General features: G+C 65.1%; 13 protein-coding genes and 1 pseudogene. 7 read left to right on the top strand and 7 right to left on the bottom strand.

Annotation, left to right across the window (positions count from 1 at the left end; genetic code table 11):
* Positions 1-71 precede the first annotated feature (71 nt).
* The gene (locus FOM02_RS23325) at positions 72-1457 is read right to left on the bottom strand and encodes an ABC transporter substrate-binding protein (RefSeq protein WP_027561013.1); all 1386 of its coding nucleotides are present in this window, start codon (positions 1455-1457) and stop codon (positions 72-74) included.
* A 207-nt stretch (positions 1458-1664) separates the two neighbouring features.
* A pseudogene (locus tag FOM02_RS23320) lies at positions 1665-3587 on the bottom strand (AsmA family protein).
* A gap of 272 nt (positions 3588-3859) precedes the next feature.
* Here FOM02_RS23320 and FOM02_RS23315 point away from each other — a divergent pair.
* From FOM02_RS23315 to FOM02_RS23300, 4 genes are read left to right on the top strand one after another with little or no spacing between them, the layout of a single operon-like run.
* Positions 3860-4567: a CoA transferase subunit A gene (locus FOM02_RS23315; RefSeq protein ID WP_027561011.1), complete on the top strand. Its 708-nt coding sequence runs from the start codon at positions 3860-3862 to the stop codon at positions 4565-4567.
* 15 nt (positions 4568-4582) lie between these two features.
* Positions 4583-5233: a CoA transferase subunit B gene (locus FOM02_RS23310; protein ID WP_027561010.1), complete on the top strand. Its 651-nt coding sequence runs from the start codon at positions 4583-4585 to the stop codon at positions 5231-5233.
* A gap of 22 nt (positions 5234-5255) precedes the next feature.
* Complete coding sequence (locus FOM02_RS23305; protein ID WP_265442152.1) at positions 5256-5636, top strand: hypothetical protein; 381 nt, start codon at positions 5256-5258, stop codon at positions 5634-5636.
* Between the two features lie 18 nt (positions 5637-5654).
* Positions 5655-5906 (top strand): GNAT family N-acetyltransferase, encoded by a 252-nt coding sequence (locus tag FOM02_RS23300; protein WP_231164213.1) that lies wholly within the window; start codon positions 5655-5657, stop codon positions 5904-5906.
* A 166-nt stretch (positions 5907-6072) separates the two neighbouring features.
* On the opposite strand, the gene FOM02_RS23295 is transcribed toward FOM02_RS23300, so the two are convergent.
* The 3 genes from FOM02_RS23295 to FOM02_RS23285 form a co-directional block, all read right to left on the bottom strand.
* Complete coding sequence (locus FOM02_RS23295; protein ID WP_265442151.1) at positions 6073-6969, bottom strand: SUMF1/EgtB/PvdO family nonheme iron enzyme; 897 nt, start codon at positions 6967-6969, stop codon at positions 6073-6075.
* Positions 6970-7022: 53 nt separating this feature from the next.
* Positions 7023-8120, bottom strand: a complete 1098-nt coding sequence (gene nirK, locus FOM02_RS23290) for a copper-containing nitrite reductase (protein ID WP_027561008.1) — start codon at positions 8118-8120, stop codon at positions 7023-7025.
* A gap of 244 nt (positions 8121-8364) precedes the next feature.
* A complete protein-coding gene (locus tag FOM02_RS23285; protein ID WP_027561007.1) occupies positions 8365-8571 on the bottom strand; it encodes a hypothetical protein in 207 nt (68 codons plus the stop codon).
* Between the two features lie 159 nt (positions 8572-8730).
* On the opposite strand from FOM02_RS23285, the gene hemN reads away from it, so the two are divergent.
* Entirely contained in the window at positions 8731-10083 is a 1353-nt protein-coding gene (gene hemN / locus FOM02_RS23280) for an oxygen-independent coproporphyrinogen III oxidase (protein ID WP_027561006.1), read from the top strand.
* A 178-nt stretch (positions 10084-10261) separates the two neighbouring features.
* On the top strand, positions 10262-10459 hold the full coding sequence (locus tag FOM02_RS23275; RefSeq protein ID WP_027561005.1) for a DUF1858 domain-containing protein: 198 nt from the start codon (positions 10262-10264) through the stop codon (positions 10457-10459).
* A gap of 293 nt (positions 10460-10752) precedes the next feature.
* On the opposite strand, the gene FOM02_RS23270 is transcribed toward FOM02_RS23275, so the two are convergent.
* Complete coding sequence (locus FOM02_RS23270) at positions 10753-11463, bottom strand: Crp/Fnr family transcriptional regulator (RefSeq protein ID WP_027561004.1); 711 nt, start codon at positions 11461-11463, stop codon at positions 10753-10755.
* 127 nt (positions 11464-11590) lie between these two features.
* Between FOM02_RS23270 and FOM02_RS23265 the strand changes: the two genes are divergently transcribed.
* Positions 11591-12802, top strand: a complete 1212-nt coding sequence (locus tag FOM02_RS23265; RefSeq protein WP_027561003.1) for an NnrS family protein — start codon at positions 11591-11593, stop codon at positions 12800-12802.
* Position 12803: 1 nt separating this feature from the next.
* On the opposite strand, the gene FOM02_RS23260 is transcribed toward FOM02_RS23265, so the two are convergent.
* Positions 12804-13820 carry an AraC family transcriptional regulator gene (locus FOM02_RS23260; protein ID WP_027561002.1) on the bottom strand — a complete coding sequence of 339 codons (1017 nt, stop codon included), beginning with the start codon at positions 13818-13820 and terminating at the stop codon, positions 12804-12806.
* Between the last annotated feature and the right edge of the window lie 166 nt (positions 13821-13986).

Here is a 13986-nt window from a genome sequence, read left to right as displayed (position 1 = left end):
TTCCGGCCGCACGAGGCGGCCGGTGTTGGTCTTACACCTCTCCCCGCAAGGCGGGGAGAGGTGAGGACGAGTTAACCCGCGACCTGCTTGATGCGGGCGATCAGCTCGTCCACGGCCTTGTCGACCGGGACCTTCTCGCTGACCACACGGTTCATCGCCTTCGCCCACACGTTCTCGTTGTTGAGAATGGTGAACTTCCAGTTCTTGGTGAAGTCGAACGCGGCGGTGCCGCCGGTGAACTGGGCATAGACCGCCTTGCGATGCTTGTCGGCCTGCCAGAACGGGCTGGCCTGGCTTTCCTTCGTCACCGGGAACCAGCGGCCGAGCGCGCCCTCGATATAGGGACGGACATTCTCTTCCTGGAGCAGGAAGCTGATGAACTGCTTGGCCTCGGCCTTGTTCTTGGCCGCGGTGAAGATCAGCCCGGTCTTGACGTCGGAGCGGTAGCGGATGGTCGATCCATCGGGCGCCTTCGGGAAGGACGCCGTGACGATGTCCTGCTCATAGGCCTTCTTGCCGGCGTCGCGCTGCTCCTGGGTCAGCGCCTGGTTCTGCGAGTCCTCGAACCACTTCGCCGCGATCGAAATCGTGAAGTTGTGGGTCATCACGATGGTCTTGTTGTGGAAGGCGACGTTGTTGTCCGGATCCTTCCAGGTGGTCGAGGACGGCGGGGTGCAGCCCTTGATGTAGGTGTCGGTGTAGTCCTTCAGCGCACTGATCAGGTTCTCGCGCACCTTGGGATCGTCGACCAGCAGCTTGCCGTCGTCGTCGACCAGCTTGACGTGGTAGGCGTCCATGAAGGTGTAGAACGACTGGAAGGCGTCGGTGGACTCCACGCCCATCGGCTGGCCGACGCCGTAGATGCGCTGGCCGGTCGCCTTGCGGATCGCCGGCTGCACCTTGTCGCACCAGAACGTCCAGTAGCCCGCCCAATCGGTCGGGATGTCGGAAAGCTTGAAGCCGGCCTTCTCCAGCATGTCGTTCCAGATCTCGACATGCATGCTCTGCTGCTTCAGCGGGAAGCCGTAATAGGCCTTCTTCTTGGCGACGTCGTTATAGAGGATCGAGGCATCCAGCGTGTTCTGCACGAACCGGTCCTTGATCGGCTCCATGACATCGCTGAGGTCCTCGAGCTTGCCTTCATAGGCCCACTTGCCCTGCGCCTGCACGTCATAGGAATCGGAATAGGCGACATCGGGCACGGTGCCGGCATCGAGCGCGGCGACCGTCTTCGGAATCATGTCCTGGATCGCGTATTGCGACAATTCGACCTTGATACCGGTCTTGGCTTCGAATTTCTTGATCGTCTCGATCAGCGCGTCGTCTTCGGAGCGGTAGAAGCCCTTGCCCCACCAGACCGTAATCGTCTTCTGCTGCGCAAAGGCAGGTGCAGTGGCGGCAAACAGCCCAGCCGCAGCGACCGCCAATGACACTGCGCCAATAACCTTGGATCTCACGTTTTTCTCCCTCAAACGGCCGGAGTTTTTAACCGGTCGTATAAAACACTAGCGCATGGCGGTGAGCCGATCTAGCGGCATCTTGTCAGACCTAGGTCGTGGGGTCGCGGGCGGGATGAGATGCTTAATGCGTGCATCGATCCAATCGCCGCATCAATTCGGCCGGATCAATTCGCAGCCGATCGGCCGATGTCGGCCGATCCGTCCTCAATTGGATTTCGCGTTCTCTTTGGTGTTCTCGGCCGTCGGCGAGTCCGCCGGCGCGGGGCGCTTGACGCCGGTGATCTTCTCGATGACCGAGCGCACCGTATCGCCGCTCTTGTCGTCCTTGCCCTTGAGCAGCGGCGCGGCGAAGGGCGAGCGGCGGATCAGGACTTCCGAATCGGGGAAGATCAGGGGATCGTCCCAAGGGCCCTGCACCACGAAGGGCAATTGGAAGCCCGAGGACGTGTTGAGGCTCGCGACGCCCTTCATGTCGTATTCGCGCGTCGGCACCGACGCGGTGCCGGTCAGCGTGATTTTCGCCGACGGTCCCTCGATGCGGATGTCCTCGGCGGTCGCAACCCCGTCGGCGAATTTCAACGCGATGGTGAGGTTGTCGTAAGGCGTCGAGCCGTTGCGGAAATTTCCGCCGCCCGACAGCGGCCGCCGCTCCAGCCGCTTCAGCAGCTGCTCGGCGTTGATGCCGGCGATCGCACCGTCATGCCCGGTCACGGTGGCGGTGCCGTCGAGCGACTGCACGAGGCCGAACGGCTCGAGCCCGAGGCGACGAGGGAGACGTTGATGTTGCCACGGCCGGACAGCTTGTTGAGGCCGAACAGCTCGGAGGCGCAGGCCTGGAGGTCGACATCGGTGAACTGGAATTGCGCTTTGACGTCGGCGACGGTGTCGGAGCGCGCGATCCCGAACGAGCCCTTGGCGATGCCGCCATAGACCTGGGCCTCGCCGACCGAAAGCGCCAGCGTGCCGTTGCGCAAATTGGCGCCGATCGCGGTACGGCCGAGCCTCGATGCGCCGACCGTCAGCCTGGCTGCCGACAGGCGCATGTCGAGGTCGGTGGTCGAGAGGCCGTTGAGATCGAACAGCTGCCTGTTCCAGTCGCGCGCGCCGCTCGCGAGCAGGCGGAAGGTGGAGATATAGGGCGTGAAGTCGAGCGCGTCGGCGGCGAGCGTCGCCTGCAGTGTCTGCCTTCCGTTGTTGGCGTAGGTCATGACGCCCTCGGCGGTGTTGCCGTCGAGCTCGACATTGACGTTGGTGAGCGCGATCGAGGCGCCCACGACGTTGGCGCGCGCCTTCAGCGCGAAGCGGCCGAAGGCCGCCGCTGCCGGGCTGCGGCTGGCCGGTCCAGCGCAGCGCGCTGCGCAAGGACGGGCTGTCGATGGTGAGCGTGCCCTCCATCATCGGGCTGGTGCGGTTGGCGACGCTGCCGTCGAAGGCGAGCTTGAGCGGGGTGCTGGCGATCCGCGCCTTCAGGCCCGAGCGGTCGCCGGAGAGGGCGGCGACGAAATCGGAAAAGCTGATCGAGCCGTCGACGCGTTCGCCGCGCCAGTCGAATTGTCCGGTCGCGGCGAAGGAGCGCGAGATCGAGGGCCAGGCCAGCGACAGGTCGATGTCCTCGAACTTCTCGGTGGCGTGGGTGGCAGCGTCCTCGTAATTGAGCACGCCGTCCTGGATCCGGATCTCGGAGAACGAGACCTGGTTGTCGGCGCCCGGCTTCATGGTCCGCGCGATGGTCTGGATGAAGGGCGTCCAGTTGCTCTCGCCGTCCGGCTTCAGGCTGACATGGATGCGCGGCCGCAGCAGCGTCAGGTCGGCGATCTCGAACCGTTGCAGCAGCAGGGGCAGCAGCCGCAGATTGGCGGTGAGCACGTCGACATGGAGCGCGGGATCGCTGGTGCCGCCGCCCTTCAGGCCGACGTCATGGAAGGAGATGTAGCTCGCCGGCAGCACCGAGATGTCGATGTTGCCCGTGACATTGAGCTCGAGCCCGGTGACGTCGCGGATCTGCGCCTCCACGGCCTTGCGCAGCGCGTCGCGGTTGATGAGCCATGAGGTCGCGATCAGGGCGATCAGCGCGACGCCGAGCAGCGCCGCGATCGGCGTCCCGAGGCGCTTCATTCCTTGGGCCATGGTCAATGGCATGTCCTGGTCGGGTTGGTCGTTGGAGCCAGAAGGGCGGGCCGGGAAACCTGCGTACCCACTCCCAACCCCCGCAACTTGATCGGTTTTCTTGTCGCTTTCAAGGCCGCGGGCGGGTCTGCCCACGGTGTGGGCAGCTTCTAGCACCGGTGACCTGAACGGAGAACCCCGTATCATTGACGGCTTCGGAGGATTTCGCCTAATAATCGCCGCCAATAAGGCGCGACGCCTGCCAGCCCAAGGTTCAGTCGAAGGTTTTTTGCATGAACAAGGTCTATCCCGACGCCAAGTCGGCTCTCTCTGGCATTCTCAAAGACAACATGATGATCATGTCGGGCGGCTTCGGCCTCTGCGGCATCGCCGAGGAGCTGTCGGACGCGATCCGCGAGTCCGGCGTCAAGGGCCTGACGGTGGTGTCCAACAATGCCGGCGTCGACGGCATCGGCCTTTCCCGCCTGCTGGAAACCCGCCAGATCAAGAAGATGATCTCGTCCTATGTCGGCGAGAACAAGCTGTTCGCCCAGCAATTCCTCGCCGGCGAGCTGGAACTCGAATTCAATCCGCAGGGCACGCTGGCCGAGCGCATCCGCGCCGGCGGTGCCGGCATCCCGGCCTTCTACACCAAGACCGGCGTCGGCACGCTGATCGCCGAAGGCAAGGAAGTGAAGGAGTTCGACGGCGAAAAGTACCTGATGGAGCGCGGCCTGTTCGCCGACCTCGCCATCGTGCACGCCTGGAAGGGCGACGCCGCCGGCAACCTGATCTACCGCAAGACCGCGCGCAATTTTAACCCGATGATGGCGACGGCCGCGAAGATCACCGTGGCCGAGGTCGAGCATCTGGTTCCGGCCGGTGAACTCAATCCCGACCACATCCACACGCCCGGCATCTTCGTGAAGCGCATCGTCGAGGTCGGCACGGCCAAGAAGCGCATCGAATTCCGCAACACCCGCCCGCGTACCGCCGCCTAAGCGCAGGAGACTCACATGGCCTGGACCCGTGAACAGATGGCTGCGCGCGCCGCGAAGGAACTGCGCGACGGCTACTACGTCAATCTCGGCATCGGCATCCCGACGCTGGTCTCGAACTACATCCCCGAGGGCGTCGACGTCAGCCTGCAGAGCGAAAACGGCATGCTCGGCATGGGCCCGTTCCCCTATGAGGACGAGGTAGACGCCGACCTCATCAACGCGGGCAAGCAGACCGTCAGCGAGCTGCCCTCGACCTCGTATTTCTCGAGCGCGGATTCGTTCGGCATGATCCGCGGCGGCCACATGGATTTGTCGATCCTCGGCGCCATGCAGGTGGCCCAGAACGGCGATCTCGCCAACTGGATGATCCCGGGCAAGATGGTCAAGGGCATGGGCGGCGCGATGGATCTCGTCGCCGGCGTCAAGCGCGTCGTCGTGGTGATGGAGCATTCGGCCAAGGACGGCTCGAAGCTCCTCAAGAAGTGCAATCTGCCGCTAACCGGCGAGCGCGTGGTCGACATGGTCGTCACGGATCTTGCCGTCTTCACTATCGACAAGCACGGCGACGGTGGCATGGCCCTGATCGAGCTCGCCGACGGCGTCACGCTCGACGAGGTCAAGGCCAAGACCGAAGCCGAATTCCGCGTCGCGCTGAAGAATACGTAAGGCGATCGCGAAGGGGGCGCGCATGACGATACGGTCTGCGCGTCCCGACGACGCCGCTTTCATCGCAGTGACCATCCTGCGATCGATGCGCGGCTACCGGCCGCACGGCTGGTTCGACGTTGCGCTCGGCTGGCCCGAAGCGGAATGCCTCGATTTCATCGCGCGCGTCGCGGTCGCGCGCGCAGTGTCGATGTGGCACGTCTCGCAGTTCTGGATCGCAGAGGTCGATGGCAAGCCGGGCGCGGCGCTTTGTGCCGTGCCTGCGGCCGGCACCGGTCCTGCGGCCTGGCGTCCTGCGGCCTGGCGCGCGATCGAGGAGGTCGCTTCCGCGACCGGGCTCCCTGCTTCCGAGCTCGACGCCATCCGCCGGCGCGGCGCCTACACGCGCGCCTGCTGGGTTTAGGGCGGCGAGGGCGACTGGATGATCGAGCATGTCGCAACCGATCCCGCCTATGGCGGCCGCGGTCTGGTGCAGGCGCTGATCGCGCACGCGCTGGATCAGGGGCGGGCGGCCGGATTTGCCCGGGCGACCGTATCGTTCCTGATCGGCAACATGCCTGCCGAGCGCACCTACGCCAAGGCCGGCTTTGCCTTCGCGGAAGAGAAGCGCGATCCCGCGTTCGAGGCGATCATCGGCGCGCCCGGCTTTCGCATGTTTGCGCGCGCGATTTGATCGCGGGTAGTTTCGGCACGCGACGCTGTCATGCCCCGGCTTGACCGGGGCATCCAGTACGCCGCGGCTTCTCGAATCTTTCGCTGACGTCTCGGAATACTGGATCGCCCGATCAAGTCGGGCGATGACACCGAGCGTGTGGTACCCGCGCCTCAACGGCGCGTCGCTACGACCTCGCCGCCCACACCTTGCCCCAGCGCGCCGACACGCTGGCGACCCACGACGGCTCCTCGCGCACCAGGCGGAAGCCGAGATTGGCGGGTGGCACGCCCTGCGCGCAGCCGCCGGCGCGAGCGTCGCGGATGAAATCGGTGACGTAGGCGCGGTGCGCGCCCTCGGCGACGCGCACGCCGCAATTGACGGTCGGACGTCCGGCATTGCCGGCTTCGTCGATCCGCGCGCGCACGAAGCAGGTCGAGGTCCACTCCCAGACATTGCCGGCGATATCAGCGATGCCGTGCTCGTTCGCGCCGAACTTGCCGAACGGATAGGCCGTGGTGTCGGAGAGGTCGCGCTCGGACTCGCGCTCGTAACGGCTGAGCCAGCGCTTTGAAGGGTCCTCGGCGTCCACCGGCGCGCCGTCGTCCTTGAATCTGGAGCCCGCGGCAAAGGCCCATTCCGCATCGCTCGGCAGGCGATAGGTGTGGCCGGTCTTGCGCGACAGCCAGGCAGCGTAGGCTTCGGCATCGTGCCAGTTCACCTGCACGACGGGGTGATCGAACGCGATCGCGACGCCGCGATCGAGCGCGCGGCAGCCGCCGTCCTGCACGCAAAGCTGATAGTCGGATGACGAGACCTGGTGCCGCATGATGTGCAGCGGCCGGTTGAAGCGCAGTGCGCGCAGCGGCACTTCCGCCTGCTGCCCGGCGCGGGTGAAGTCGCCTGCCTCGCGATAGGCGAAGCTGCCCGGCGCGACCCTGACGATGGCGGCGACCCTGACGATGGCGGGCTCCGTCGCCGTGCCGTGCACCGCCATGTCCGAGACCAGTGGCGCCATAGCGATCGGCCCAGCGAGGCCAGCGGCGCAGGCCAGCGCTAACTTCAGATTGAATGCGATCAACATGGTCGTCCCCCGAAAGGAAGAAGGGGCCGGTGATGACCGGCCCCTTGTCGTCTCTAGTTGGTGTTGGGAGCCGGTATCTCCGCGGGCGCCTTCACCTGGGTCATCAGGTCGTCGTTCCACTTGCCTTCGACCTTGAAGTGCGCGGTGGCACCGAGGTCGGCCGCTTCGATCAGGTTATGCGTGACGTAGGCATAGATGCCGGGCTGCAGGAACTTGTACAGCGCAGCGCCGGCTGAGCCGCCGCGGATGAACCAGGTCTCGAGCCCGGTCTCAGGCGCGTTGGAGAACTTGCCGGTCTCCCAGACATAGTCGCCATGGCCGCCGATCAGATGCGGACGGCTGTCGCGATTGGCCTGCGAATGCACGATCAGCACGTTCTCGCCGACCTTGGCCGTCAGCGCGTTCTTGCCGGTGAGCGCGCCGACCTTGCCGTTGAACACGACATGGGAGGGGATCAGCTTCTTCATCACCTCTTCGGTCTCGGTGAAGGCCTCGCCCGGCGAGTCGTAGGACTTGAACTTGCCGTTTTCGTCGCGCGGCACATACATGTCCTGCTCGCCGATATAATAGACCTTGTCGTATTTCAGCGCGTGGCCCTTGCCGTCGTTCAGCCCGTCGCGCGGCAGCACCATCACTGCGCCGTTCATGCCGGAGACGACGTGCCAGGGGATCATCGGGCCGCCCGGGGCGCAGTGATAGACGAACACACCGGTGCGCGTTGCCTTCCAGCGCAGCACGACTTGCTCGCCGGGATTGACCAGCGTGAGCTCGGCGCCGCCGAGCGCGCCGGTCGCGGAGTGGAAGTCGATGTTGTGCGGCATGGTGTTGGTCGAAGGATTGACCAGCGTCAGCTCGACATAGTCGCCTTCATGCACGACCATCAGCGGGCTCGGCATCGAGCCGTTGAAGGTCATGGCCTGGAAGGTCGTGCCCTTGTCGTCGATGACCACCTTCTTCTCCTCGATGGTCATCTTGAATTCCATGATCTTGGGGCCTTGCGTCGTGGCCTGTTCGTGAGGGTGCACGAAGGGCGGAGCGACCAGCTCGACCTTCTGCCGCGGCAGCTTGAGATCGCTGGCAGCAAAGGCGGGTGTCGCGAGCATCAGGGCGGTCGCGGCGGCGCTGATCAATGCGGCTCTGCGGGTGAACATCGGAAAGCATCCTTCATGTGAAAGGGTTTTTGATGACGGATGCAGTGTGCGCCGATCTACGCAAGCGTGTTTGCGCTGCGACAAGCTTTTGCCGGATTCGGCTCCGGTGAATTCCTTAAGAGGTTTGCCGAGGCGATGTCGGCGGTGTGGAGAACACGACGACACTCGCGCGACATCGGCCGCGCCAGCGGCAAGTCGTTCGCATGTTCAGTCGCGTCTGATCGTGAATGGGTGGATGCGCGGGCTAGAGCAGATGGATCGCAATCCAGACCGTGCCCCAGACCGCAAGGGAGAGCGCGGCGAAGACCGCCGCCATGACGGCCAGCACGCGCACGAGATGACCAGCGCCGGCAGAGGGAGCCGCCGGCACGGGACGAAAATCGTCGAAGCGCGGGATATGGCCGCGAATGCCGATCAGCCAGAGAACGAGATCGAGCGCGAACGACGCCATGGCCTATCTCCTGGAAGCGATGATTAAACGTCATCATCGGCCAAATCCGGCGCTCAGACTTTGAGCAAGCGCAAGGTGGCTCATCCGGAAACGGGTAATCCAATGCCATCCGGGACCTGCCGCGCCATGGCGCGGCATTGATTTACGAATGGATAAGACATGAGGACCGATCTCGCAGCGAGCTACGGCGAAGAACGTCTGCCGCGCTACACCAGCTATCCGACCGCGCCGCACTTCTCGCCGGCGATCGGCGCGGACACCTATGCAAGATGGCTGTCCGAATTGCCCGCAGGCGCCAGCGCGTCGCTTTATCTGCACGTGCCGTTCTGCCGCGAGATGTGCTGGTATTGCGGCTGCCATACCCAGATCGTCCGCCGCGACGGGCTGATTGCCGCCTATCAGCGCACGCTGCGCAGCGAGATCGCAGAGGTCGCCGAAACCATCGGCCGTCGCATCAAGGTCGAGCACATCCATTTCGGCGGCGGCACGCCGACGATCATGGCGCCCGAGGCCTTTGCGGAGTTGGTGGCGGCGATGCGCCATTCGTTCTTCGTGCTCCCGTCGGCCGAGATCGCGGTCGAGATCGATCCGCGCACGCTGACCGCCGAGATGGTCGACGCCATGCGGCTCTCCGGCGTCAACCGGGCCAGCCTCGGCGTGCAGAGTTTTGATCCCATCGTGCAGCGCGCGATCAACCGGGTGCAAAGTTATGAGCAAACGGCTGTTGTCGTCGACATGCTCCAGCGTGCCGGCATCAAGGGGATCAATTTCGATCTGATCTATGGGCTGCCGCACCAGACTGTCGCTTCGTGTCTGGACACCGTGCGACGCTCGCTCGAGCTCGGGCCCGATCGCTTCTCGGTGTTCGGTTATGCGCATGTGCCAGCTTTCAAGAAGCATCAGCGCATGATTGACGAGAACCATCTGCCTGACGGTCTTGCCCGTCACGACCAGGCCTGCGCGATCGCCAATGCGTTGAAACAAGCCGGCTATGTGCAGATCGGCCTCGACCATTTCGCGCGGCCCGACGATGCCATGGCCGTGGCCTTCGAGGACCGGACGCTGCGACGCAATTTCCAGGGCTACACCACCGACAAGGGCGAAGTCCTGATCGGCTTCGGTGCCAGCGCGATCGGACATCTGCCGCAGGGCTATGTCCAGAACGAGGTGCAGATCGGCGCTTATGCGCAGAGCATCGCATCGGGCCGCCTCGCCACCGCGAAGGGCTACGGGCTCACCGACGACGACCGGCTGCGCGCCGACATCATCGAGCGCATCATGTGCGAGTTCAGTGCCGATCTCGGCGACATCTGCGCGCGCCATGGCGCCGAGCCGAAGGCGATGCTGCAATCGGCCTCGCGCCTGAAGCCGCTGATCTCGGACGGCGTGGTGCGGCTCGACGGCGACCGCCTTGCGGTCGCAAGCGACTCGCGCTTCCTGGTGCGCAGCGTTGCCGCCGCGTTCGACGCGCATCTGGATCCGGGCAAGCAGTTGCACAGCCGGGCGGTGTAGCTCCGTCATTCCGGGGCGCGCCTCTTGGCGCGAACCCGGAATCCATTTCACCGTATGACCTGCTGCCCGATGGATTCCGGGCTCGCGCTTCGCGCGCCCCGGAATGACAGCCCAGCTTGCGCTCCAGCAAAGAAGCCTAACGCCGCTCCGCTATCGTCGCTTCGGAACGGAGTTGTCCATGCCTTTCCGATCCGACGATCTGGTCGATGACATCATGCGTACGGCGCCGCACACGATCCGCGTGTTCCTCGCCTTCAGGATGGCCTGTGTCGGCTGTCCGATCGCGACCTTCCACACCGTGGAGGACGCCTGCCGCGAGCACGGTATCGACCAGGACAAATTCCTCGCCGCGCTGTGCGAATGCGTGCCGGCGTGAGGCGGGCTGGAGTTCGCGCGGGCCGCGCGCGATTCCCGGGTGAGGGCGGTCTATCGCCGTAAGCGGAAGCGCCCTCACCCCTAATTTCCGAGCTCGAGGTGGCGTTCACCTCTCCCCGCTTGCGGGGGAGAGGTCGGATCGCCTCGGCGATGCGAAGCATCGTCCGGTGCGATCCGGGTGAGGGGGTACAGGTCCCACCGCGATCTCACGTATGGATAGAGCCCCTCACCCCAACCCTTCCAGCGCGAGCGTAGCTCGTCGCGGCCCCGTAAGAACGGGGAGAGGGAGAGGAGCTACGCCGGCCCGCTGTCCACCGTCCGTTCCGACAGCAGCACGATCCGGTGCGGGTCGCGCAGGATGATGCGCTGGCGGCCGCTCTCGACGAGGCCCTGGCTCTCCCAGCCGCTCAGGATGCGGCTCACCGTATGCAGCGTGGTGCCGGTCATCTGCGCGATGTCCTGGCGGCTGATCGGGAAATCGATCTCGATGCCGTGGTCGAGCTTCTTGCCGGATTGCTTTGCGAGCCGCAGCAGCGCATGCGCCACGCGCTGCTCGACCTGCTGGGTCGACATTTCCAAAATGCGGGTATGGCTCTCCTGCAGCCGCGCACCGACGGTTTGCAGCGTGTTGGCAGCGAGCGAGGGAAATCGCTCGACCAGCCGCGGCCAGGCCGAATTCGGCCAGATCAGGACCACGCTGTCATCGACTGCCATCGCGGTCGCGGGATAATGCGCGGCGCCGATCGCCATCGCGAGCCCAAAAGTCTCGCCCGGCGCGACATAGCGCACCACGATCTGCTCGCCGGTCGGCGTGGTCTTGGCGGCGCGGACATGGCCGTGCAGCAGCAGGAAGAAGGATTGCGCGTCCGCGCCCTGCTCGAAAATGGCGGCGTTCTTGGGATAACGCGCCGAGCGGGCCTCGCGCAGGATCTCCTCGAGGTCCTCCGGCTTGACGCCGGCGAATAGCGGCAAATGCGCAACCAGCGATGTGTCGACCTTGGCCATTCTGCCTCGTTGGCATCAGGGAGTGTGATGGCACCTGCAATCGTCAGGCAGTTTGCGATAGCGCAAAACGGCCGGCCGGACGGCAGTATTTTTCCAGACAACGGTCCGAATTCACAGGAGTTGTCCCATGGCTGGCGCCCGATCCCGTAATTTTCAGGGCTCGCCGCTGTTTGCGAACAGTTTTCGGCCCTTTTTCCTTTTGGCCGCGATCCAGGCGGGGCTGTCGATCCTGGCCTGGCTGCCAATGTTCTATGGCGAGCTGTCCGTGAGTTCGGCCTTCGCGCCGCGCGACTGGCACGTCCACGAGATGCTCTACGGCTTCCTGCCGGCGGTCATCACCGGCTTCCTGTTCACCGCGATCCCGAATTGGACCGGGCGACTGCCGATCCAGGGCACGTCGCTCGGCGCGCTGCTGGTGGTCTGGCTTGCCGGACGTGTCGCGGTGACGTTGTCCGCCGAGATCGGCTGGGCCTTCGCGCTCGTCGTCGATGCCGCCTTCCTGGCGCTGATCGTCGCAGCCGCAACGCGCGAGATCATCGCGGGCGGCAATTGGCGCAATCTGCCGGTGGTGGTGCTGGTGCTCGTGCTGCTCGCGGGCAACGTCGCCTTTCATCTCGAAGCGCATTATGAGGGCGCGGCCGATGTCAGCATCCGCGTCGGCATCAGTGTGGTGATGCTGCTGATCGCGCTGATCGGCGGCCGCATCATCCCGAGCTTCACGCGCAACTGGCTGGTCAAGTTCAATCCCGGCCGCCTGCCGGTGCCGTTCGGACGTTTTGACGGCGCGGTGATCGGATTGAGCGCGCTGGCGCTCATCTCGTGGATCGTGGCGCCGCTGAACATGATCACCGGCGTCGCGATGGCGCTCGTCGGCGTGCTGCATCTGGTTCGGCTCGCACGCTGGGCCGGCGATCGCACCACGCGCGAGCGGCTGCTGCTGATCCTGCATGTCGGCTACGTCTTCGTGCCATCGGGCTTCATCCTGAATGCGCTGGCCACCTTCGGCGAGCTGCCGCCGAGCGCGGGCATTCACGCCTGGATGGCCGGTGCAGCCGGGACCATGACGCTCGCTGTGATGACGCGTGCGAGCCTCGGCCATACCGGACAGGCGCTGACGGCCTCGCCGGCGACGCAAGGTATCTATGTCGCGATCATCGTCGCGGCGCTGGCGCGGGTTGCCGCCGTGGTGCTGCCGGCGCATGGCGATGTGCTGCTGCACATCGCCGCCTGCGGCTGGATCGTCGCCTTCCTCGGCTTTGCAGTCGCGTTCGGACCGTTGCTTGCCGGCAGCCCGCGGCGCGCGCTTGCCATCATGGGCGTGCCGGCTCCGGCACGCTAAGTCAGGCTGCGTTCGCCGCCAGCGGCCGCGCGCCCTTGCGCCATTCGGTGATGCTGCAGCCGAAGCGGCCGCGGAACCAGCGCGCCATCGCGCTCTGCGCGGAGAAGCCGAGTTGCGTGGCGATATCGGCCAGCGGCCGGTCGGGATCGTCGATCAGCTGGATCACGAGATCGGCGCGCTGCGCATCGAGGATGGCGGAGAAGCTGGTGCCGCCTTCGGCGAGATGCCGGTGGATGGTGCGGCGGGTGCAGGCGAGATGCTCGGCCACCCGCTCGACCGTACAGTCGCCGCTGGCGAGCAGGCTGCGCACGACCTCGTCGACCTTCCCTTCCCAGCTTGCCGGCCGGGTCTCGATCGCCTCGATGCGCTTGCGCAAGTAGCTCGCGATCAGCGGATGCGCGCTCGGGATCCGCCGCTCCATGTCGTGCGCCGACAGCAGGATCGCATCCTCGTCGGCATTGAAGACCACACGGCAGCCGAAGAAATCGCGGTAGCGCTTGCGGTCATGCGGCGGCGGATAATGCAGATGCACCTCCTGCGGCCGCCAGTCGCTGCCGAACAGCGACTGGATGATGCGGTGGATGCTGCCGAGCGCCATGTCGATCGACTGTCGCGGCGCAGTCGGCCGCCGGCCGCGCAGATGCAGGGTGAGGGTCACCGTCTGCTTGTCCTTGATGACGTCGAGCTTCATGCCGTCGTGATGGACATGAATGAAGCGCGAGAACGCCGCGATGGCCTCGCCGACGGTCGCCTGCTCGCGCACGATCAGGCCGACCGCGCCGAAATTGGTGAGGCCGCCGCGCTCGGCGAGCCGCAAGCCGAAATCTTCGGCACCGGAAGCTTCTGCCGACAATTCGAGCAACCGGCGCAGGCTCGTCACGGCAATGGGGGTATCGGGCTTGTCGAGCACGGCCAGCGGCAGTCTGACCTTGCGCATCATCTGCTTCGGGTCGAGCCCGACCGACCGGGCGACCTCCGCGTAGTAGCTCAAGCCTGCGCTGCGAATGAGATCGGCCATGTGAACCGCTCGTGCCAGCCATTCCAGCAGATGTCCCGAAATGTAAAGTTTCTGTCCCGATCCGTCAAATCCGGGAACACGATGGAACATACATAAGGGAAACCGAAAGCACCGGCGTGAATGCCGTGCTCACGACGGTGTGGCAGGGCGATGCGGCCCGCTTCCG

It is taken from the genome of Bradyrhizobium sp. SEMIA (assembly GCF_014844175.1).
Lineage (GTDB): Bacteria > Pseudomonadota > Alphaproteobacteria > Rhizobiales > Xanthobacteraceae > Bradyrhizobium > Bradyrhizobium arachidis.
Note: the sequence above shows the minus strand (reverse complement) of the source record. Positions and strands in the feature narration are given on the sequence as shown.